This is a genomic window from Litorivivens lipolytica, from assembly GCF_014191715.1.
Classification (GTDB): domain Bacteria; phylum Pseudomonadota; class Gammaproteobacteria; order Pseudomonadales; family Spongiibacteraceae; genus Litorivivens; species Litorivivens lipolytica.
Genome location: NZ_JACHWY010000003.1, coordinates 436,397 through 459,247, shown reverse-complemented (window position 1 = coordinate 459,247; position 22,851 = coordinate 436,397). Strand labels below are relative to the sequence as shown.

Here is a 22,851-nt window from a genome sequence, read left to right as displayed (position 1 = left end):
ACAGCCGGCTTCTTGCAATTAGCCGATGGAATGATTGAGGAAAAAACAATGATTGGGCTGACACTGGATGTCTTCCGCAATGGCCGGGCCGCGAAGGGAATCTCTTTATTCACGGTCTGCATGTTTACCTTTGTGTTCTACCTCTCTCCCACAGGTGCGGCGGTAGCTAAAGAAGTTGGCAAGGACGACGAAAAGTCCAGACATATAGAGCAGCAGCTTGAAAGTACGCCGGAGAAAAAGCTGACGCATCGCTTGCAGAAACTGCAACAGAAGCTCGCTAGAGAACTGCCGGAATCGCGCGCGCAGCGTGAACAGTCTCGCTCTTGGCTGGAGCGCATGCTGGAGAAACTGGGTTTAGGCGGTGCACCCTTGAGCGCTGATGAACTGGCAGAGCTCTCTGAACTGACTGAGCAGGTCAGAGAAGCCTATGCCGAGGCGATCTTACTCTTGGAGCAGGAAGATCGACCCTTCAAGAAATCCAAAAAGTTGCCGCAGTCCGCCAAACGGCTGGTCGATGAACGCCACGCCAACACACTGAACACGGTCAAACAGAAATATCAGAAATTCGACGACAAGCTACGCCGCCTCACCGCAAGCGACAGCGCAGATGAGCAGGAAGAAATCCTGAACGAACTCGCCGACGAAATATCCGAAGAGCAGTTCAAACCGACGCACACACCGGTAGACCCCCAGAACCTTCCCTGGCGCTCACCATCAGAGCAAGTGCGGGAGCCAAAACTGAGCAAGGGTGAGATTCAGTTGGCGCTGGGCATAGACCCCTTGGAAGGTTATACCCAGATAGCCTCTACCGTCCTGACTCCGGATATGCTGAATCCGATGGGACAGCCCACGGACGCTGATCTGGCGGAAACGCTGGACGCAAATCTCACTGAAGAAATAAAGGCGCTGGCCGCGAGCCTGAATAACAACCCGGTCGAGATTTACACCTGGGTACACAACAACATTCGCTTTATCCCGAGTTATGGATCGATTCAAGGCGCGCAGTACACACTGGAAACCGGTAAAGGCAACGCGGTCGATACGGCCAGTCTCCTTATTGCTCTGTTGCGCGCAGCAGGCATACCGGCGCGCTATGCCTATGGCACGGTAGAGGTTCCCGTCGACAACGTGATGAACTGGGTAGGCGGTGTAACAGCGCCAGAAGCCGCCCAAAGTCTGCTGGGTCAGGGCGGTATTCCCAATGTCGCGCTGATCCAAGGTGGCGCCATAAAGAGCATTCGCCTGGAACATACCTGGGTTGAAGCCTGGGTTGACTTTGAGCCCTCGCGAGGGCTCAAAAACCGCGAGGGTGATCGCTGGATTCCTATGGACGCTTCCTTCAAGCAATACGAATTCACGCAAGACATGAATCTGACGAAGGCAGTGCCTTTCGACGCCGAGGGCCTGGTCACCCAGATAGAACAGAACGCGACTGTCAATGAAGAGCAGGGTTGGATCCAGAATGTACCCCAGGCGGAAATCGAAAACAGCTTGCAGGAATTCCAAAGCCAGCTTGAAGCCTACATCAACAACCAGAACCCGGACGCGACTGTTGGTGACGTACTGGGTCTGCAAGAAGTGAAGATACTGCCGCCCCGTCCCCTCGCCGCCGGATTACCCTATGAGCATATTGTTACCCAGCAATCTTTCACAAAGGTACCAGCATCGCTGCAACATCGATTCAAGTATGAGCTGGCGTCCCAAAATAGCGGCTATCCCGGTTCACCCTTTATTTCAATCAACGAACCCACGGTAAAACTCGCCGGTAAAAAACTCGCTCTGAGCTTTCGGACCGCAACAGAAGACGATCAAGCCATTATCGAAAGCTATATCCCCGAGCCCGACCCGGAAACCGGAGAGATCGACCCGAATGCCATCCCCGATACCCTGCCAGGATACCTGATCCATCTGGTTGCTGATTTCAGTATTGATGGTGTCACCAAGCAGAGTGGTGGCAATCAGACCATGGGCACCGAGCTGCATGAAACGCTGGGTTTGTATAGCCCCTCCCACGGTTGGGGTGTTTCCAATAACCACCCCATCGCGGGGGAATATCGGGCCATTGGCCTTGATTTGCAGGGTATCAGTCCGACGCAGGCCGCCAAACTGAAAACCAATCTCGAAACCACAAAACAAAAACTGGAAAGCGGTGACGACAATCAACTACTCACCTTAACCAAACACGATGTAATAGGTGATTTGATCTACGGCACCATCATGAGCTACTTCGCGCTGAATGATGTGCAGGAAGAAATACAGGCCCAGTCTGCGGACATGGTCACTTACCGCCTGCCCAGCTACGGCATATTCTCTACATCACTGCAGCCTCAGTACTGGTATGGTATTCCGAGGAATACCAGTTTCAGTGGCCTCAATATGGACGTAGACCGCGTTATGTTTCATGGCGCAGCCAAGGACAATAGCAAAGAAACGCGTATTGCCTTCACAAAAGCAAATGGTTCGCGCTTAAGTGCCATGGAGCACTTGGTTCCAGAGCAGATGTTTAGTACACCTGATGCCCCGGCCCATGGTATTTCAGCGGTTAAAGCTCTCGCGATAGCGGCTGCCGAAGGACAAAGAATTTGGACAATAACAAAAGAAAATCTTGACCTGGCTTTAGATAACACGAACCTCGGAACGGAGGTTGAAAATGAGATCAGGAATTCTGTGCTGGCAGGAAATGTTGCCACGGCGCATGAAAATCGACTTAACTACCATGGCTGGGTGGGAAGCGGATACTTGCTGGTTGATCCCTCAACTGGGGCGGGCGCTTATAAGATTTCTGGGGGTGCTAATGGCGGTGAGCTGGTGCTCTCCGTAGTTCAAGGCCTGCTAAACTTCTTGGGCTTTTCGGTGGATGTCGCCGGGCTTGTGAACGCATTAGCTGGGGGGCCATTTGGAGCGTTTCTTAAAGGCTTGGCAAAAGCATTAACTACATTGACTTTTGTTGTCGGAGTAATTGATATCGCTTCGAACGAACGATGTTCGGTTTTCTCTGCAAGGTATTTAATACTTGTGCAAACGGTATTTTCAGTTCTTTTAATTGCGGCGGCAGCAGGAGCAGCCTTACTGGCACTTCCGATTATATTTACATTCCTCTTACTATTAGCTGCGAGTTACGCGGCTGGACAGGCATTGGAACATGCTGAAAATTTAGTTTGTGATGAGTAGGAGGCCCAATGGCAGTCGTTAGTATGAGTGACTTACTTCAGTATATTAAGAAACTATCTTTGATTGTATTTGTAGCTTTACTGTTTTTTTTGGTTACATTTTATTTTTATTTTGAATTTGGAAGATTATATTCGGTGGCGTTCTCTATGCTTTTTTTTGCTTCATCTTCGGGGCTAATAGCTTCTAGGTCGGGCATGGGAACAGTTCGGTGGTTTTTTATTGGATTGGTCTTGGGCTTTGTCGGGCTCGCGCTTTTGCTTGCGTTAAAGTCGACTCCTCAAAGTTGACCCCAAGGAGGCTGGCGATGGAGTATCAGTTGGTCCGCCTTTCATTGCGTGACTACGAGGTTCGCAAGAATGAGTCCTTGCTGAGTAGCTTGAAGTTTCCTGCAAACTTCCCTGTCAGCTATGGATATCAGGCAGAGACAAGCACGGGTGAACTCTACGAGCTTAGATCGACAGGGCTTTTTTTTTGGAAAAAAATCCGGCTCTTTAAGGATGGCGTCAAGTTCGGAGAGTACTCATCGTGCGCAACCAGAATTTCCGGAAGGTTGCTGTACAGAGATCGATCGAACTCTATTTTTTATGATGGAGTGCTTGTCGCGAACGCGAGAAACCGTAATCTCAATTCCGGTCACAGCGGTATTGTCTCTCAGTGGCGCTGCGAAAATCCAGACCTAGAATGGGCTGTAATTACTCTGCTGGTGATGTCGCTTCAAGGAAAGGCGGCCTCGCCAGTTTCTGCAATTCCGTGAGTCAGTCGGGCGGAGAATTTATAGGCCGCCACGGCCATAGTGTTACTTGGAAATATTGATAAGAGTTAGCAGTATCGCTGCAGCATCAATTCAAGTATGAGTGGGCATTCCAAAATAGCGGTTACGTGTTTCTTCATTTATTTCCATCAACGAACACGCGCTAAGACTAGCTATAAGCTTTCAACCTGAAACTGGCGGTCATCAGGCCGTGGGTAGCGAATTATATAAAATTCCTAGTTTTGGGGCTGTTCTCTGGAGTCTTATACTCGATTTTGTTTGTCCTTATTGTATCGCAATAGATAGCATTCGAGATTTATATGGATTCTTGTATTCGGGTGGGAAAGAAATTCTTCATTAGATTTTTTGTTTTATTGCTCTTAATTCCCGGCCCTTTTATATATTCTTTGTATTCGGCAGCTGGCTGGTACTTTATAGGCTCCATTGTAATGATGGTCATATTTTTGTATCCCGCTTATGTCAGGGTGAGGTATCCACTCTATTTTATTGATGAAGGCCGTTTAACTTACACTGGTCATCTAGGGCACAAAATTTCTGTCGGCGATTTAGAGCATCTGGAGATTGAAATTTCATCTAAGATGTTAGTTTTAATAAATTCCGACGGTGATGTTCATACGATATTTCGCAACTCATTTTTTTTGTTCGAATGGATGGAGCTCTGTGATTTTTTAAAGAATAGTGGAGCAAAAATTAGCTGGGTTATGGTCAATGAGTAGAATGTTATTTCAGAATAGAATTAAGGGCCTGATAGCATGTAAGGCCCTCTTATAGTAGGGTCTGCTTCGATAAAATCCTTACTATTCCGAGTTACCAGCAGCGCTCTAAAGCACAGAGCGCTCGCCAATATAGTTGCGTCTGGCAGACGTATTCTATGCTGCCGTCGCAGAACAACGGCGCGCTCTGCAATCTCGGCATCGATAGCTACCTGTTTGAACTGACTCAAAAAGTTGTCGAATCGGTATTTCGTCATCGCCATTTGCACCGGTCATGACTTCCATCCAGATGTTCGGACTGATGTATGGATTCTGGTAACGTTGAATCTCTTCTTCGGCGGCCTCAACCTGTTCGTCCGGCAAGTCGATAATCCGTATCATATTGGCCCAATATATCGTAACTACGTCGTCATATAGCATGGCTCAAAATGTAAGTCAGGCAAAACGCACGATCGGCTCGGCTTGTATGGCTTTGCCGCGTTACAATGCCCCTTTGTCACCAAGACGACGAGGTTTGTATGTCGCTGTGTGTATTGCCGGATTTTGCCGGTGTGGAACTGGATAAGGTCGCTCCCCAGCTGGATGCCCTGCTGGACGAAGCGCGGGCGGAGATTAAGCGGCTGGAGACGGCGGAGCTGTCTGAGCTTTTGAGCAGCCTGGAAGAAATTGATGACTGTATCGACAAGTACTGGTCGGTGATCAGCCATCTCAACGGGGTGATGAACAGCCCGGAGTTGCGTGAGGTCTACGCCCAGTGCCAGCCGAAGTTGATGGCCTATGGCAATGAGGTGGGTCAGAACCGGGCGTTGTTTGAACGGGCCGAGGCGCTGGCCGCGAGTGATATTGAGCTGACGGCGGAGCAGCGTACCGGGCTGGAGCACCTGCTGCGGGATTTCCGTTTGGCGGGGGTGGCGCTGGAGGGCGAGGCCAAGGAGCGCTTTAAGGCGATCCGCTTGCGTTTAAGCGAGCTGTCTACCGACTTTCAAAACCGCCTGTTGGACGCGACTCAGGGCTGGTTCAAGCATGTGACCAATGTGGCCGAGCTGGCCGGTGTGCCGGATTCGGCGTTGGAGGGCTATGCCGAGGCTGCCAAGGCGAAGGAGCTGGCCGGTTACTGTATCTCATTGGATGTACCCGCCTATTTGCCAGTGATGCAATATGCCGAGAACCGCGAACTGCGCCGGGAAATGTACGAGGCCTACAGCACCCGCGCCTCGGATCAGGGCCCAACGGCCGGTGAGTGGGACAACAGCGAGGTCATGGTTGAGATCCTGCAGTTGCGCGCCGAACTTGCCGGTCTTCTCGGCTACAACAACTACGCGGAAGTTTCGCTGGCGCCGAAAATGGCGGACAGCCCGCAGCAGGTGATCGAGTTTCTGCGTGAGCTGGCGGCCAAGAGTCAGCCGCGGGCGAAAGCGGAATTTGCTGAACTGCAGGCCTTTGCTGCCGAGAAAGGCTGCAACGATTTGCAGGCCTGGGATGTGCCCTACTACAGCGAGCAGTTGCGCACCGAACGTTATGCGATTTCACAGGAAGAACTGAAGCCCTACTTCCCGGTCGATGTGGTTCAGGAAGGCCTGTTCAAGGTCACCGGCGAACTGTTTGGCATTACCTTTGAGCGCGACACGGCGGCAGCGTTATGGCATGACGATGCTCGCTGCTATCGACTGCTGCGCGATGGCAAGCAGGTGGCGACGGTGTACACCGATCTTTTCGCCCGCGCCAACAAACGCGGTGGAGCGTGGATGGCGGACTTCTGTGGACGCCGTAAAATACAGGGCGAAACCCAGTTGCCGGTCGCCTTTGTCACTTGTAACTTCACTCCGCCCACCAGCAAGCGCCCTTCCCTGCTGACCCACAATGATGTGACTACCCTCTTTCACGAATTTGGTCACGCTCTCCACCATATGCTCACGGAGGTGGATGTACTGGCAGTCTCGGGCATTAATGGCGTGGCCTGGGATGCGGTAGAGCTGCCCAGCCAGTTGCTGGAAAACTGGTGTTGGCAGCCTAGCGTAGTACCGATGATTTCTGGCCACTATGAAACCGGCGAGCCGCTGCCCGAAGATATGCTGCAGAAACTTCTCGCGGCAAAAAACTTTCAGTCGGGTTTGCAGATGATGCGCCAGCTGGAATTTGCCCTGTTTGATATGTTGCTGCACGCCGAAGCCGCGCCCGCGTCAGCGGCCGATATTCAATCTTTGTTGAATCGTGTGCGCGACGAAGTGGCCGTGTATCCGGTGCCGACCATTAATCGCTTCCAGCACGGTTTTGCCCACATTTTTGCGGGGGGCTATGCGGCCGGTTACTACAGCTACAAGTGGGCTGAGCTGTTGTCGGCGGATGTGTTTTCCCGCTTCGCGGAGGAAGGTGTGATGAACCGCGAGCTGGGGCAGGAATTTGTCGACAAGCTGTTGTCGCGCGGCGGCTCGGACGATCCCATGAAGCTGTTTCGGGATTTTCGTGGTCGCGATCCCCAGCTCGAGCCGCTGCTTCGCGATGCCGGTATTCTGGAGGACGCTGCATGACGACCGAATATCGCCCGCGCCGTTTTATTGCCGGTGCGGTTTGCCCCAAGTGCGCGGAGATGGACAAGACCGTGATGTATCGGGTGAACGACACCGAGCAGGTGCGCGAGTGCGTGCGTTGTGGCTTTAAGGAGACCATCAAGGACGATGTGTCGCCGGAAGAGGTGCAAACCCGCGTGAATCAGCCGCGCATAGGCGAAAAGCCGTTGCCCCATGAAGACGAAGTGCAAGTGGTTAATCTGCTGGACCCGAAAGATGGTCGCGGCCGGCGCGACCATTGAGTGCGCATAAGTCATTGTCGACGCGTGGGCTGGCGGAGTTATACTGAGCTTGAGTAAACGGTTTGGCACAGGTGGGCGAGGTAGTCATGGTGCGTGGTGTGTTGCTCGATATCAGCGGCGTGCTTTATCAGGACGACGAGCCGCTACCCGGCGCAGTGGCGGCGGTTCAGAAACTGCAGCAGGCGGGGATTGATTTTCGGCTGCTGACAAATACCTCACGGCGCACCGCCGAAGCGATCTACTACGATCTCAAGCGCATGGGCTTTGCCATCAGCGAGCAGCAGCTCTATACCGCACCGCGGGCCATGCTCGACTATCTGCAGTTGAAAGACCTGCGCCCCTACTGCCTGATGCACCCTAATCTTGAAACTGAATTTGCCCGTCTCAATCACACCAATCCCAACGCAGTGGTGGTCTGTGATGCGGGGGAGCGCTTCGATTACAAGGGTTTAAACAAGGCCTTTCAGGTGTTGATGAATGACGGCGCGGAGCTGCTGGCCATCGGTGAAAACCGCTATTTCCGCAGTCGCAATCGCTTGCAGCTGGATGCGGGCCCTTTTGTAAAGGCGCTCGAATATGCCAGCGGCAAACAAGCGAAGGTCTTGGGCAAGCCGGCCAAGGCGTTTTTCGACAGTGCCCTGCATTCACTGAATCTGCCTGCCGATGAGGTGCTCATGGTTGGCGATGATGTCGAGTCCGACGTGAGCGGTGCCCAGCGTGCCGGCCTGCGTGCCTGTCTGGTGAAAACCGGCAAGTACCGCGTTGGTGATGAGGCGAGCGCGCCTGACGCGCTGCTGGCCGATGATCTGTTGCAGCTGGTTGAGGAGCAGGTGTTGGCCGCTTGAATCGGCGGTGTTGCGGCGGGTGTCGCTAAGCAGCACATTTCTCGACCTGAAAGGACATTGACCACCGGGGTGCCCCTGCCCCTATGATGTGAGCCTAATTACAGGGGAATTCAGATGCAGGAAGTAGGCTTTGGCAAACTGGGGCTGCGCGATGCCGCGTTGGCGACGCTGGCGATTCTGGGTTGGTGGCTGTTTTCTCATCATTCGGCGGGCGTCGATCCGCTGGCAGATTTCACCGGTGTCGTGCTCGGTGCCGGTTTGGTTTTTTGTGCGCACACGGCCCACGAATGGGGTCACATCTTCGGTGGCTGGCTCGGTCGCAGTGCGATGCGTTCGGGTACCAGTCTCAGCTCTTTTTCCAATTTTATTTACGACTCCAAACGCAATAATCGCCCGCAGTTTTTGCTGATGTCGATTACCGGTTTTATTCCGACGGGTATTGCCGTGTGGCTGTTCTATACCCAATTACCGACAGGCGAATTGGCAACGGATGTGGCGCGCGGTGGGGTGTTGGTGCTCGTCGCTTTGGGGGTATTTCTGGAATTGCCGCTGGTGATCTGGGCGCTGGTGCGCAGGGATCTGCCGCCAGTGGATCGCGGCGCTCAGGCCTGAGCGCCGCTGAACAAACTTACTGAATCACTGCGGGTACCGGCACCACGGGCAGCGCGATATAGGAAGCCCGCAGCGGCTCGCTGTAAATGGTCAGGGCGCCCAGGGCGCTCTCGACCAGATTGGGAGCCGGTGGCAGGCCGTGGGGAAAATCGCTGGCACCTATGCTTACCCGCAGTCGATGCCCCTGCTTGATCACAAAACTGCTGGGGAAGACTTCCACGTTAAGCAGCATTGGGGTCATCTGTGCGACCGGGAGTTCTGACGCTTCAGTGAAGGGGTGCCAGGGCTGCAGCATTTCTGTACCGACAATCCGTGAGCGGGCGCGATTCACGCCGCGCATGGAAGCGGTGAGAATGCCGTTGGTCAGTTCGCGCGAACTGCCGTCCGGAGCCACCTCGGTAATGCGCACCACTACATTGGCATCGAAACTGGTGGTGCTGACCCACAGGTTGGCCTGAATCGGTCCGTTGATCGCCATGTCTGCGGGCATTTCTTCGGTGGTGAAGGTCGCCTCCGGAATTTCATTCAGACTGTTGTCGGCAAGGCAGCCAGGCGCATCGATGGGTGTGGCACCCAGCAGGCCCGCCGTCCATTGGGCGGTGCTGGTTGAGCATATGCCATTGGCCGGATTTTGCAGAATCACGCTGGTGTTGTTTTCGGTGGGCAGGCCGGGTTTCAGCTCGGCATCCGCCACACTGGCATCGCCGTGCAGGTACCAGCGCTGGGGTTGGAGCTGGGGATGGGGCCAGTCACTGGCCGTGGCGTAGCGCTCAGCGCCGTAGTAATACTGGGTCACGTTGGGGAAGTTTTCAGCACCGTTGGGTTCATCTTTCAGCCAGCGATCGAACCACATCAGCGCCAGCGTATTGAGATCCGGCACGCCGTCGCGAGGCAAGCCAATGCCACGGGAGCCTGCCACGTGCTGCCAGGGGCCAATCAGGAGTTTGGCGGTGGTGTGATCTTTCAATTCTTCGTACAGCAACGGTTCGCCGCGCTGGAAGATATCGTTCAGGCCGCCGACGATAAAGGTCGGCACCTTAATGTTTTCAACCTGCTCAATGGGGGAGCGGGTGCGCCAGAAGGCGTTGTCGTAGTTGTTTTCCCGGCCGGTAACAACGTTGGCAATGGTGGGTACCTGAAAATTGTTAACCGCGCTGACGATATGTTCCGCGGTGACGTTCAGGTAGTGCTGAAAGCCCTCCTGGCTGGCGGAATCCTGAGTTGGGACAACTCCCAGCGCGCTGACCAGCCCCATCCACAAGGGGATAAAACCAATATTGACCTGACCACCCGTCATCACGATATCGCGGTAGGCATCCGCCATCGGCACAATCGCAAATATGGCCTTGTGGGCCGGGTGTTGGGGAGCGCCGGTGTAGAGCTGGGTAATGCCCATAAAGGACGCGCCCCAGGTGCCGATGTTGCCGCAGTTGGCTCGGCTTGCTGCCCACTGCATGACCGCTAGGTAGTCGGCCTGTTCCCGATCGCTAAACGCTTCCCAACTGCCTTCGGAGTTGCCGGTACCGCGTACATCCACGGAAATATGGATGTAGCCACGCCTGATCAGAAATTCGTTGCGGGCGGGAATGGCTGGAGCGTTCTTGTTGTATCCGGTCTGCGTCAGCACACAGGGAAAGCGCCCGGCGGCGGGGCTGGTGCCTTCAGTATCGTTGGAGGGTACATAGAGCCTGGCGGATAGGCGTACTCCATCGTCCATCGTAATAAACTGCTCAGGGCCCTCAAAGACGCCGTTGTAATCCTCGGCGCGCGCCTGACCAACGTCGCTCCAGCTGCCTGAGCGAGCAACCGCCGGCCCGCTGTTACCCAGATACTCCGGCGGGCCAACGCTGCGGGTTGCTGTGGGCGTGGTGGTTGTCGAGTCATTGCAGGCAGCGACGAGAAAGCACAATCCGAGTGCGAAAAAAGTCCGTAATTTCATGATTTATCAGCGTGCGGTGTGGTTTGGAGGCCGCTTTATGCCTGAAGCCCGATGCCTCTGCAAGGCGTGGTGGCTGGATTTGCCAAGCAGGCGGCGATTTTTGGCTTCTATGTGTCAATCGTGCTTGTGGTGTAATCTTGAGGGTTGGTGTCGGCGATCCTCGTCCATTTGGCGTAGGCAATCGCACGGATTTGCAAAAAGTGATTAATTGTCGGCAACTTGCCTATATCTGCAGGTAACTGAACAGCGGCATGCGCCCTAACGCCTGCCTTTAGCCTCTGTACAAATTTTAATTTACTGCCAAACTGGGTTACAGGGTTATAGCTCGTTCGATACGCCAAAAATAATAAGTGAGGTCGAGATGAAAAAGCCGTTCTCCTTGCTGGCCGGTGCTGCGTTGTCGCTGGTTGGAAGCCCCGTCTTTGCGCAGAGCGCCGAGTCCGGCGCTGCCCCGTCGTCGGATCAGAAGGCCACCGCACTGGAAGAAGTGATTGTGACCGCCCGGAGGCGGGCGGAGAATATTCAGGAAACGCCCATCGCGGTCACCGCGATCAGCGGTGAAGCACTGCGTGAGCAGGGCATCGTCAACACCAGCGAGCTGACGAAGAGCGTGCCGAGCCTGCAGATCAACGAAGGCCAATCCAACCAGATCTATATTCGCGGTATTGGTGAGCGCTCCGGTTTTGCCCGGGTCGACCCGACGGTCGGCGTTTACCTCGATGACCTGTTTCTGCCGCGCACGGACGGCCAGCTCCTGGACACGGTCGATGTGCGCAGCATTCAGGTGCTGCGCGGGCCGCAAGGCACCCTGTTCGGCAAGAACACCACGGGTGGTGCGCTGGTGCTGACGCTGGAAAAGCCCAATGACACCTACGAAGGCTATGTAGAAGGCACGCTGGGTAACTATAACGCCCGCTCTTTCCGCGCCGGTTTAAATATGCCGATCACAGACAATTTCTACACCCGCCTTGCCATTACCGTGGACAAGGATGACGGCTTTTTTGAGGACAAGTTTCAGGGCTCGACCTATTCCTCCAATGACCGCAAGGCGCTGGTACTGCAGACTCGCTATGAGGGAGAAGAGAGTCTGGTGCTGGATACCCTCTTCTACGCGGGCAAGATTGATGAATCCTTCCCGGCCATCAACTGTGATTTCTCCAGTGAAAACGGTTTGTTTGGTGAGGGGCTCTATGTGATGTGGGCGGGTGATACTGATCCGTCTAACCCAACGGCCTACCGCGAGAACTGTGAAGCCAACTCTCGTACCAAGGGCAGTGTCGGAGATCTGGAAACCAATATGGGGGCCAACCCCATGCTGGATAAACGCCTCGACACCTTTTTATTCGGGCTTACTGCCGAGTGGGATTACAGTGACGATATCACTATGAAGGTGGTGTTCGGTGCGCGCAAGGAAACCGAGGGGCCGATTGCTTCCAGCGATAACGACGGTGGCCCGGAAAACTGGTCCGAAGCGATGAATACCGATGATGGTGAGCGGGATTCCTTCAGTCTGGAATATCAGGTCAACGGCTCAGCCTTCGACAGTCGCCTGAACTATACGGGCGGCCTGTTCTATATGCGCGAAACCAACTTCGAGCCCTTTGGCTTGCTGACCAATTTTGCGGGGGTGGATGCGGTCACCTTGGGTGAGCTCGCGGCGGGTCAGATTCCCAGTCAGCCGCCGCAGGGTGGGACGACACCTTTTGTCGGCATTCTAAGTGGGCCCTTCACCCTGTCCGAGTTCGATCTGGAGAACAATACCTTCGCGTCGTTCTTTCAGGGCTCGTATGACCTGACCGAAAATCTGCAGGTCACGGCGGGCATTCGCTACACGGCTGAAAAACGGGCCTCCGAGCTGGCCATTTTCCAAGCCGACACAGACGCAATTTCTGCGCGGGTGGTGGGGCAACCCTTTATCTCGCCCGCGACGAATAACGTCATCACCTTTGGGCCGAGTGCTGGTGGTTTTCATCAGTGTCTTGGTGGCTGCACCTGGCGTGATGACCCGGTTCGCGTCTTTCAAAACCAGTTCCTCGATAACAATGGCGACGGCATTCCTGATATCCCCATGCGCGATACGCCCACCTTCATAGACAAGAAGGAAAAAACCTTTTCCAAAGTCACGCCCATGGCCTCCGTGTCTTACAACCTGCCACCCGAGTGGCTGGATGACAGCGTGCTCGACAGCATGATGATTTACGGCACCTGGAGCACGGGTTTTAAATCCGGTTTCTTTGAACCGCGTCTGCTCGATGGCCTGCAGGAGGTTGCGGCTGAAGAAGTGGAAAACCGCGAGATTGGTTTCAAGATCGATGCCTTTGAGCGCAGCCTGCGATTTAACGTCGCTTTGTATCATATGGACTTCGACAATATGCAGCTGATTCAGGTCTCCACCGACTCAGCGGGTAACCTCGCGGTGATTTTCCGCAACGCCGGTGCATCGACCATTACCGGTGGTGAGATGGAGCTGACCTGGATGCCCTCGCCCATCGTTATGCTGAATGCTTCTTTCAGTAAAAACGACTACGAGTTTCAGGAATTTAAAGACAACGATCTGCTGACGGCTGCTGCGACCGGCAATTTTGTGCCCGAAGATCGCACCGATGAAACCTTTCCCGCTTCGCCGGAAACAACCGCTTCATTCGGCGCGCAGTTGATGCTGCCAACCGATTTTGGGCTGATCATCCCGCGTGTTGATCTGAGCTATAAAAGCGAGATTTTCTTTGGCTTGGATGAAGGCTCGTACAACGTGTACCAGCGAACCGGTGAGGGCTTGGGCGGTTCGGATGCCTATACGCTGGTGGATGTGCGCCTGTCCTGGCAGAACAACGAAGGCGATACAACCGTAGCGGCCTTTGTGAAAAACGTGACTGATGAGCGCTATGTCATCGGTACCGCATCGGTCTCCGATTCGGTCAGTACCTTTAATCAGACCTACGGCGATCCGCGTCGCTTCGGGCTGATGGTGCGCAAAACGTTCTGAGCATTGGTGTTCGGCTCTAGTCGAGCTTGAAGGTATCGCGACCAGTATTTTTGGCTGCGTAAAGCAGCACATCAGCTTCGTGTAGCAAGGCGGCGGGAGAACTTTGACGCTGGGGTAACAACCAGCGTGCTCCGGCCGACGCTGTGACCCTGTTGGCGCCGGTGCCGGTTTTTGCGTGTGGAATATTCAGGCGCCGAATATCTTCCAGCAGGGCATTGACCATATTGGTTGCGCTGTTTTTTTCCAAGCCAAACCAGACAACCGCAAATTCCTCTCCGCCGACGCGAGCTACGATATCGCTGGCGCGTCGGGTTTGCGTTTGCAGTAGCTCGGTAATTTGCTTCAGGCATCGATCACCTTCCGGGTGACCGTAGTGGTCGTTGTAGGCCTTGAAGTGGTCGAGGTCCAAAAGCACCACGCACAAGGGGCGTTGCTCGCGCTGCGCCAGCGAATAGAGGCGCTGGTATTCACGGTTGAACGCGCGCTTGTTCAAAAGCCCGGTCAGGGGGTCAATGCTCGACAGGCGGCGGAGATAATCACGTCGCAGCCACGTCAGTCGATTCTGTACTTCGACCACCCAGGCGCCACCCGCAAAGGTAATGACAAGCAGTGTGTAGGAGTACAAATACGCGCTCGCTTCCACGGTTGGTTGTCGAATCGCGAGTTCAGTAATAACGGTTAGCAGGTAGGTGCCGACGAGAGACGGAAGCATCATGTTCCAGCGGACGCGACACAGCAGCAAGCCGATAAAGATGGGCAGTGCGATCAGTGCCAGGGGAACGTCCAGCCCGAGCGATGCGCCGATATAGCGTTGAATAATCAACATGAGGCTAGAGGCGGCAACCGTAACGGTAACCAGCATTTCCGAGTGGCGACGAAAGCGCGGCAGATAAGCGCTGGCGGCGGCCAGCAATGGCAAGGGCACCATCACGCCAAAGACTTGGCGTTCGCGCATTTGAAGAAAGTCCGCGGGCAGGCCGGGCAGGAAATAATCAATGGCGAGCAGGCCTAGCGCGAGCGCCGAACCGGCCAGCATAAAGATGATACGGAAAACCGCTCGGCTCTCATCGCAGTAGACTTTAAAACGCTCTTCGTCCTCGGCGTTGAAGCGTGCGCGATAGACTTCGCCCATGCGCCGCCTGACGATGCGGCCCACCGGCGTAGCCCGTCGGTCACCAACACCCTGCATTGTGGGGTCGATGCCCAGACTAGGCATATTGATGCGCCTCACTCAGTGCGAGTTGATTGCGACCGCGCTCTTTGGCGGCGTAAAGATTCTGGTCGGCAATTTTAAGCGCGGCAAATCGGTTTATACTGCCATCTGGGACAAGGTGGATCGAGCCAATGCTCATGGTGACATAGCCGTTGTCGTCATCTCTAGCCGTGTGCTCAATGGCAAGATTTTCTACGGCAGCGCGAACCGATTGCAGAATCTTTGCATTCTCAAATTCGCTGGCCCCGTAAAACAACAGGACAAACTCTTCGCCGCCTATGCGCGCCACAAATCCGCCGTGTTTTTTAGCGATCTTGCGCAATACACGTCCGATGGCGGCGAGGCATTGGTCGCCTGCCGCATGACCGTAGTGGTCGTTGTAGTTCTTGAAGTAGTCGAGGTCCGCTATAGCGATGCTGATCGGACGCTGTTCTCGCTGCGCCAGCGAGAACAGTCGGCGATAGAGGCTGCGAAACTCCAAGCGAGTAAAGGTGCCGGTCAGGCCATCGTGCAATACCTTGCGTTGCAGATCGCGGGCTTCGAGCCAGTTCAGTCGATTGCTGGTTTCAATGCTGTAACAGCCGCAAACACCCAGCACAAAACAGATCACGATAATTTCCGCTTCATACACACTGTTTATAAAGTTGAGTTCGCTAGGGGTGTACTGCCCGATATGGAATTCTGTGGCGATATTCATCACTACGAGCACGGATGCCAGCGGCAAAATTCGCTTGAGGGGTAAACCGAAAAAGAAGAAGGAGGCCAGAATGGTGATGTTCGCCCAGTTGGTGGCGGTGACGTAGCCCAGCTCGTGGCCCAGCAGGCGCTGATACATAACACAGGCGCCAATGGCGAAGATGGTTACCATCGTGATGCTGGTAGATAGGCGGTGAAGTTTGGACCTGAGTGAGGCGGTAATTAACAGCAACAACAGTGGAACCACCAGCCCAAATTGCAAGGGGCGAACCTTTTCAGTAAAGGCGTTGGGCGGGTGGAAGAGTGTCAGTTCCAGCAGAGGGTAGCTGGTAAAAATCACCAGCAACAAGCCGCCGAACAGCAGGCGCGCGCGCAGCGACAGCCGCAGCAGATGCCGGCGGTAATCGGTTTCCAGGGCGCCTTCAAAGCGCAACTTGAGGTGCCGCCAATCCTTGATGTGTTGGCGGTATACACAGTCCTCGTCGCACGCAAGAAGTTTGCCTTTAGGATCTGGCTCCTGAATCGCTCTGTACCCGTGTCTGGTTTTTGGCACCTGAACTCTAGCGGATCCGGGCTTTCCCGGGCATCAGGGATACTACTACCACCAGTCTCGGCGATGCTGCAGCCTGGCAAAGACCAGGCCCAGCGACAAACCTCGGGCGAGATTGAATAATAGGAAGGCCAGCCACAGGCCATGGCTGCCTAGACCCTGCCCAAGATGCCAGGCCGGCAGGTAGACGGCTGCGACACACAACAGCATGGTGTGCTGCATCCAGCGGGTTTGCAGGGTGCCGATAAAGATGCCGTCCAGCAGGTAGCTGGCGACGGAAATCAGCGGCAGCGCCGCCAGCCAGAAAAAATGTTCGTGGGCACTGGTGGCGACCGCGGGCAGGTCGGTCATCAGGTTGATTATCGGGTCTTGGCCCAGCAGCAGGCCGATCGACAGCAGTACACCCATTGCCAGACTCCACTGGCCGCAGGCCCGGCACACAGCGGTGAATTCCTGCTGATGCTTGCGCCCGGCGCTCTCCCCCACCAGTGCTTCGGCCGCATGGGCAAAGCCATCGAGGCCGTGAGAGGTGAACAGCAGCAGGTTGAGCAGAATGGTGTTGGCGGCCAATACCGTCGTGCCATAGGTCGCGCTCTGGGCGGTAAAGAAGGCAAAGGCAAACAGCAGGGCAGCGGTTCGAATAAACAAAGCGCTGTTTGTCTGGAGTATGGCTCTATAGTTTGCGCTTACTAACATGCCGGCTAGGCGCTGGCGGGCAATGCCCCTCAGGGCGGGGCCCACCGCCCACAGGGCAATGCCAAGGCCGCTGTATTCGCTGATCACGCTGGCCCAGGCGGCGCCGTCACTGTTCAGGCCGGCGCCGAGTATCAGCAGGTAGTCGAGCACAATATTGAGGGCGTTGGTCGCCACCATCACCACTAGTGCCCATCGCGCCCGCTGCTGGCCAATCAGCCAGCCCACCGCCACGTAGGTGAGCAAGACAGCGGGAGCGCTGAGCAAGCGAATATCGAGGTAGCTGGCGGCAAATTCCCGGGCGCTGTCAGGGGTTTGCATGGCCGAAACCGCCAGGGGTGCCAGCCAGGGGCCAATCAGCATCACACTCAGGCCAAGCCCCAGTGCCAGCGCGGTGGACTGCAGCAGAACCTGCGCCTGTTGGTCTTCGTCCTCTGCGCCCCAGGCCTGGGCCGACGCGCCGGTGGTGCCCATCCGCAGAAAACCAAAGCCCCAGTAAAAGAAGGCGAGAATACTGCTGCCCACAGCCACGGCCGCCAGATAGGTCGGGCTGTCGAGATGGCCCAAAATGGCGGTATCCACCAGCCCGAGCAGAGGCACGGACAGGTTGGACAGAATCAGGGGGCCGGCGATCCGCCATATTTTGTGGTGCAGGCTCAATGGAACCTCATTCAATAGTAGTTGCCGCCCCGGGCAAGGCGGGAGTGGTGCATTTTAGCGCGCCCGGAGTGGCGCTGCCTTGGAAGAAGGGTTTATAATTGCGTCGTTTTGCCGCACCCAAAGTGAACTTTGGGCGGTGCGCAGACCGTTCCATGGCAGGGGAAGACACTCTCACTGACGCTCGTATTCGTACAGGCGACAGGGCTTTTTGTACTTTCGTTTCAACAATCCAAAAGAGATTGCTCAGGCTCCAGGGCCGCTTTTTGCCATGAAATTGTGCACCGTCTATCGCTCGCGATGGGGAAAATTAAACCCTTTGTACATGGAGACACGGGAGAATGTATTCACAAGCGAAACGGCTGTCTCAGCTGGCGCTTAGTCCTGTGCTGTTGGCGCTGACCCTGTTCAGCTCCGGTGCCTGGGCCTCTAACGGCCAGCGCTGGGAAACCAACATGACGACCAGCGTGACCGAAGTTGGCCAGAAAATCTATGACCTGCACATGCTCGTATTCTGGATATGTGTAATCGTAGGTGTCGTGGTCTTCGGCTTCCTCTTTTATTCCGTCTTTGCCTTCCGTAAATCGCAGGGCGCCAAGGCATCGAACTTCCACGAGAACACCACCCTGGAAGTTGCCTGGACGATTGTTCCCTTCCTGATTCTGGTTGTGATGGCCTGGCCGGCTACCACGACTTTGATCGAAATCTACGATACCGATGACGCCGATATCGACATTCTGGTGACCGGCTATCAGTGGAAGTGGAAGTACGAGTACATCATCCCCGAGGGTGACAATATCTCCTTCTTCTCCAACCTGCTGACCGATAAAAGCGAGATCTACAACACCGCTGAGAAAGGTTCCAACTACCTGCTGGAAGTTGATGAGCCGATGGTTATCCCGGTCGACAAGAAGATTCGTTTCCTGATTACCGCGAACGACGTTCTGCACGCCTGGTGGGTTCCGGCCCTGGCGGTGAAGAAAGACGCGATTCCCGGCTTTATCAACGAGTCCTGGACCCGTGCCGAGGAAACCGGCGTTTACCGCGGGCAGTGTGCTGAGCTCTGTGGTCGCGACCACGGCTACATGCCCATCGTGGTTAACGTTGTTGAGCAGGCCGAATACGATCAGTGGCTGGCAGGCAAGCAAGCCGAAGCCGCCGAGATCAAGCAGCTGATGGCTCAGACTTTCTCCATGGATGAGCTGATGCAGCGCGGCAAGGCCGTATACACCCGTTCCTGTGTGGCCTGTCATGGCGCCAACGGTGAAGGCGGTGTTGGTAAGCCTATCGCAGGCAGCCCGATCGCCACTGGCGGTGTTTCCGAGCATATCGGCCTCATGATCAATGGTGTCCCCGGCAGCGCGATGCAGGCCTTTGGTGGCCAGCTGAACGACGTCGAACTGGCGGCCGTTGTGACCTACTCCCGTAATGCCTTTGGCAACAACATGGGTGACAAGGTCCAGCCGATTGATATTTACAACTTCAAGAAAGGTCAGTAGGAGGAATCACCATGGGTGCCCACGGACCTGCTAAAGGTTTAAGTCGGTGGTTGTTTACCACCAACCACAAGGACATCGGCTCGATGTACCTGTGGTTCAGCTTCGCGATGTTCCTGCTTGGCGGTTCGTTCGCCATGATCATCCGCGCCGAGCTGTTCCAGCCGGGCCTGCAGATTGTAGAGCCTGAATTTTTTAACCAGATGACCACCATGCACGGTCTGGTGATGGTATTCGGTGCCATCATGCCGGCCTTTGTTGGTCTGGCGAACTGGATGATTCCGCTGATGATCGGTGCCCCCGATATGGCACTGCCGCGGATGAACAACTGGTCGTTCTGGATTCTGCCTCCGGCCTTCGCGCTGCTGGCTTCTACCCTGTTTATGGAAGGCGGCGGCCCCAACTTCGGTTGGACCTTCTACGCGCCGCTGTCGACGACCTATGCTCCGCCTTCGGTGACGTACTTCATCTTCGGCGTCCACATCATGGGTCTGTCGTCCATCATGGGTGCGATCAACATCATCGCCACCATCGTCAACATGCGTGCGCCGGGCATGACCTACATGAAAATGCCCCTGTTCGTATGGACCTGGCTGATCACCGCCTTCCTGCTGGTTGCGGTTATGCCGGTACTGGCGGGTGCAGTGACCATGATGCTGATGGATATCCACTTCGGCACCAGCTTCTTCTCAGCTGCTGGTGGCGGTGACCCGGTTCTGTTCCAGCACGTGTTCTGGTTCTTCGGTCACCCCGAGGTTTACATCATCATCCTGCCCGGTTTTGGTGTGGTTTCTCAGATCATCCCGACCTTCTCGCGCAAGCCGCTGTTCGGTTACGACTCCATGGTTTACGCAACTGCGTCTATCGCTTTCCTGTCGTTCATCGTGTGGGCTCACCACATGTACACGGTAGGTATGCCGATCGCTGGCGAACTGTTCTTCATGTACGCCACCATGCTGATTGCGGTACCGACTGCTGCCAAGGTGTTTAACTGGATCACCACCATGTTCAAAGGCTCTCTGACCTTTGAAACGCCGATGCTGTTCTCGATCGCGTTTGTGTTCCTGTTCACCGTGGGTGGTTTCTCTGGTCTGATGCTGGCGATTGCTCCGGCTGACTTCCAGTACCACGACACTTACTTCGTTGTTGCTCACTTCCACTACACCATGGTGGCGGGTGCGATCTTCTCCATGTCTGCGGCGGTTTACTACTGGTTGCCGAAGTGGACTGGCAAGATGTACAACGAGACCATGGGTAAAACCCATTTCTGGGTATCTTTCGTTGGCTTCAACCTGACCTTCTTCCCGCAGCACTTTGTGGGTCTGGCCGGTATGCCGCGTCGTATTCCTGACTACAACCTGATGTTTGCCGACTTCAACATGATGTCGTCAATTGGTGCCTTCATTTACGGCGCCAGCCAGTTGCTCTTCCTGTTCAACGTGGTGCGCACCATCACCCACGGTGAGAAGATCGACGATCCGAAGGTTTGGGACGGAGCCCACGGTCTGGAATGGACTGTACCGACGCCTGCGCCTTACCACACTTTCACCACTCCGCCGGAAGTGAAAGAGAGCGAGGCCCATGGCTGAACGCACTGACAAGGGTATTTTCTACACCACCGCCAAGTTGATGGCGGTGTGTGTGGCGATGTTCGCCTTTGTCTTTGTGGTGATGGTGCCCCTGTACAACGTGTTGTGCGATGTACTGGGCATTAACGGCAAGACCGGCGGCCGGTATGAGGTAACGGAAACCGTTGTCGATACCAGCCGCACTGTGAAAATACAGTTTGTGGCCAACTTCAACGAGCAGATGCCGTGGGAGTTCAAGCCCAACACCAACGTGGTGACTGTGCATCCGGGTGAAGCAACCAACATCACCTACTTTGCACGCAATACCCAACCCCGGGATATGGTCGCTCAGGCCATTCCCAGTGTTGTGCCCTCGCGGGCAGCGGAGTATTTTCACAAAACGGAATGTTTCTGCTTTAACCGTCAGCCTCTGGTTGCCGGCGGTGAAGCGGATCTGGGGTTGCAGTTTATTGTCGACCCGGATCTGCCGAAGGACATACACACCATCACCCTGTCCTATACGATTTTTGATGTAACAGAAATGGCGCAGCCGCAGAGCGATTCTGTCGCCGCGCGTTAAAACGAGTTTTCTCACACGAGAACAACGGAGAAACAAAATGGCAAGTCAAGGCAACACGGGGCACGAAGTGTATTACGTGCCCGAGAGCAGCAAACTCGCTGTGTGTGCGACTATTGGCCTGGTGCTGACGATCTTCGGTGCTGCCAGCGGCATCAACGACGGCACTTTTGGCGACCCGAATGAGTCAACCAACTCCTGGTTTATTTTCTGGGTAGGTCTGGCCTTCTTCGCAGCAACCCTGTTTGTGTGGTTCAAAACCGCTATTACCGAACACCTGGCGGGCAAGAACAGCGCTCAGCTGAAGCGTTCCTACGTGATCGGCATGCAGTGGTTTATCTTTTCCGAGGTGATGTTCTTCTTCGCCTTCTTCCTGGCCCTGTTCTACATCCGCTGGTTTGCGGCTCCGTGGCTGGCCGGTGAAGGTGATGCCGGACGCTCCAACTACCTGTTGTGGGGTGATTTCTCCTACAGCTGGCCGCTGATGCAAACGCCTCAGGATGCGATCGGTGGTGTGGCTAATCAGGTGATGGCGAACAACGGTGTGTTCTCGGGTCCCGAGCGCAGCATGGCTTTCCCCGGTTTCGGTGAACTGTTCAAGTGGCTGCCCTTCTACAACACTGTCATCCTGCTGACTTCATCTGTGACTGTTCACTGGGCTCACCACGCCCTGCTGCACGACGACCGCAAAAAGTTCCACCAGTGGCTGACTGTGACTGTGTTGCTGGGTGTTGTCTTCGTTGGTTTGCAGATTCTCGAATACTACGAAGCCTACGCTCACTACGGCCTGACACTGGAAACCGGTGTTTACGGCACGACCTTCTTCATGCTGACTGGTTTCCACGGCTTCCACGTGGCAATGGGTATGATCATGCTGCTGATTCAGCTGCTGCGCAGCGTGATGAAGGGCCACTTTACCAAGGATGATCACTTCGGCTTCGCCGCATCCAGCTGGTACTGGCACTTCGTAGATGTAGTGTGGATCTTCCTGATGCTGGTGGTTTACATCTTCTAAACCGCCGTATTACAGGTAGTTTCGACAGGGCCCAGACGCGCGAGTGTTTGGGCCTTTGTTTATATGGGGAAGGTTTGTGTGGAGAAGGGTTGTTCGGGCTTAGCTGCAGTCAACAAACCCCGTCATCGCGTACCCAAAGCACTTCGTGGGGCATGCTAAGGAGCGCAGCGACGCGGCGATCTGGTGGGTAAGGTGCCGAATTCAGGAGATTGCTTCGCGTTGCTCGCAATGACGGTGTGTTTTATGTGGCACGGTAGAATTACTCCTCCACCGGCACCAACTTATGCTGATCCCAAGGCGCGCCAAACTCCAGTTGACCGCTCTGAATGCCATAGGCAATCAAGCCCAGCATGCTGCCAGCGAGCAGCACGCGAATACCCAGGGCGTACCATTGGCGTTTTTTGCCGTCGCCCTGATCTTGCACCAGAAAGGTTAACCCCGAAAACAGACTGATGACGACGCCGATAAACAGGATGGCAATGGCAATTTTGAGCCCCATGGCGATAATACCCCCGGTTAAAAGCGGGCAGTATACACAATCG

17 protein-coding genes are annotated in these 22,851 nt (G+C 55.1%); 11 read left to right on the top strand and 6 right to left on the bottom strand.

Translation table 11 applies throughout. The features are described from left to right. Positions 1-30 precede the first annotated feature (30 nt). Positions 31-3,171, top strand: a complete 3,141-nt coding sequence (locus tag FHR99_RS14335; RefSeq protein WP_246386946.1) for a transglutaminase-like domain-containing protein — start codon at positions 31-33, stop codon at positions 3,169-3,171. Positions 3,172-3,475: 304 nt separating this feature from the next. After that, positions 3,476-3,925 carry a hypothetical protein gene (locus FHR99_RS14330; protein ID WP_183411396.1) on the top strand — a complete coding sequence of 150 codons (450 nt, stop codon included), beginning with the start codon at positions 3,476-3,478 and terminating at the stop codon, positions 3,923-3,925. A gap of 754 nt (positions 3,926-4,679) precedes the next feature. Here the strand turns inward: FHR99_RS14330 and FHR99_RS14325 are convergent. After that, positions 4,680-4,850 carry a PIN domain-containing protein gene (locus tag FHR99_RS14325; RefSeq protein WP_343067636.1) on the bottom strand — a complete coding sequence of 57 codons (171 nt, stop codon included), beginning with the start codon at positions 4,848-4,850 and terminating at the stop codon, positions 4,680-4,682. Between the two features lie 324 nt (positions 4,851-5,174). Here FHR99_RS14325 and FHR99_RS14320 point away from each other — a divergent pair, with 324 nt between their 5' ends. From FHR99_RS14320 to FHR99_RS14305, 4 genes are all read left to right on the top strand, one after another. Then, positions 5,175-7,184: a M3 family metallopeptidase gene (locus tag FHR99_RS14320; protein ID WP_183411395.1), complete on the top strand. Its 2,010-nt coding sequence runs from the start codon at positions 5,175-5,177 to the stop codon at positions 7,182-7,184. Further along, positions 7,181-7,465 (top strand): YheV family putative zinc ribbon protein, encoded by a 285-nt coding sequence (locus FHR99_RS14315; RefSeq protein ID WP_183411394.1) that lies wholly within the window; start codon positions 7,181-7,183, stop codon positions 7,463-7,465. The genes FHR99_RS14320 and FHR99_RS14315 overlap by 4 nt, the downstream gene beginning before the upstream one ends. Positions 7,466-7,551: 86 nt before the next feature. After that, on the top strand, positions 7,552-8,310 hold the full coding sequence (locus FHR99_RS14310) for a TIGR01458 family HAD-type hydrolase (RefSeq protein ID WP_183411393.1): 759 nt from the start codon (positions 7,552-7,554) through the stop codon (positions 8,308-8,310). A gap of 114 nt (positions 8,311-8,424) precedes the next feature. Continuing rightward, positions 8,425-8,922: a hypothetical protein gene (locus FHR99_RS14305; protein WP_183411392.1), complete on the top strand. Its 498-nt coding sequence runs from the start codon at positions 8,425-8,427 to the stop codon at positions 8,920-8,922. A 16-nt stretch (positions 8,923-8,938) separates the two neighbouring features. Here the strand turns inward: FHR99_RS14305 and FHR99_RS14300 are convergent, their stop codons facing one another. Next, positions 8,939-10,861 (bottom strand): CocE/NonD family hydrolase, encoded by a 1,923-nt coding sequence (locus FHR99_RS14300; RefSeq protein WP_183411391.1) that lies wholly within the window; start codon positions 10,859-10,861, stop codon positions 8,939-8,941. Positions 10,862-11,222: 361 nt separating this feature from the next. Between FHR99_RS14300 and FHR99_RS14295 the strand changes: the two genes are divergently transcribed. Beyond that, positions 11,223-13,844 carry a TonB-dependent receptor gene (locus FHR99_RS14295; RefSeq protein ID WP_183411390.1) on the top strand — a complete coding sequence of 874 codons (2,622 nt, stop codon included), beginning with the start codon at positions 11,223-11,225 and terminating at the stop codon, positions 13,842-13,844. Between the two features lie 16 nt (positions 13,845-13,860). On the opposite strand, the gene FHR99_RS14290 is transcribed toward FHR99_RS14295, so the two are convergent. The 3 genes from FHR99_RS14290 to FHR99_RS14280 all read right to left on the bottom strand — a co-directional run bounded on the left by FHR99_RS14290 (position 13,861) and on the right by FHR99_RS14280 (position 17,656). Further along, positions 13,861-15,060: a GGDEF domain-containing protein gene (locus FHR99_RS14290; RefSeq protein WP_183411389.1), complete on the bottom strand. Its 1,200-nt coding sequence runs from the start codon at positions 15,058-15,060 to the stop codon at positions 13,861-13,863. Then, entirely contained in the window at positions 15,053-16,186 is a 1,134-nt protein-coding gene (locus FHR99_RS14285; RefSeq protein ID WP_183411388.1) for a GGDEF domain-containing protein, read from the bottom strand. The genes FHR99_RS14290 and FHR99_RS14285 overlap by 8 nt, the downstream gene beginning before the upstream one ends. 165 nt (positions 16,187-16,351) lie before the next feature. Then, on the bottom strand, positions 16,352-17,656 hold the full coding sequence (locus FHR99_RS14280) for an MATE family efflux transporter (RefSeq protein ID WP_183411387.1): 1,305 nt from the start codon (positions 17,654-17,656) through the stop codon (positions 16,352-16,354). Between the two features lie 338 nt (positions 17,657-17,994). Here FHR99_RS14280 and coxB point away from each other — a divergent pair, with 338 nt between their 5' ends. The 4 genes from coxB to FHR99_RS14260 are packed head-to-tail and all read left to right on the top strand — an operon-like array spanning position 17,995 to position 22,309. Next, the gene (gene coxB / locus FHR99_RS14275) at positions 17,995-19,152 is read left to right on the top strand and encodes a cytochrome c oxidase subunit II (protein WP_183411386.1); all 1,158 of its coding nucleotides are present in this window, start codon (positions 17,995-17,997) and stop codon (positions 19,150-19,152) included. Between the two features lie 11 nt (positions 19,153-19,163). Next, on the top strand, positions 19,164-20,738 hold the full coding sequence (gene ctaD / locus FHR99_RS14270; protein ID WP_183411385.1) for a cytochrome c oxidase subunit I: 1,575 nt from the start codon (positions 19,164-19,166) through the stop codon (positions 20,736-20,738). Continuing rightward, complete coding sequence (locus tag FHR99_RS14265) at positions 20,731-21,297, top strand: cytochrome c oxidase assembly protein (protein ID WP_183411384.1); 567 nt, start codon at positions 20,731-20,733, stop codon at positions 21,295-21,297. Before ctaD ends, FHR99_RS14265 begins: the two co-directional genes overlap by 8 nt. Before the next feature lie 37 nt (positions 21,298-21,334). Beyond that, complete coding sequence (locus tag FHR99_RS14260) at positions 21,335-22,309, top strand: cytochrome c oxidase subunit 3 (protein WP_183411383.1); 975 nt, start codon at positions 21,335-21,337, stop codon at positions 22,307-22,309. Positions 22,310-22,568: 259 nt separating this feature from the next. Here the strand turns inward: FHR99_RS14260 and FHR99_RS14255 are convergent, their stop codons facing one another. Beyond that, positions 22,569-22,808: a DUF2909 domain-containing protein gene (locus tag FHR99_RS14255; RefSeq protein WP_183411382.1), complete on the bottom strand. Its 240-nt coding sequence runs from the start codon at positions 22,806-22,808 to the stop codon at positions 22,569-22,571. Positions 22,809-22,851 lie beyond the last annotated feature (43 nt).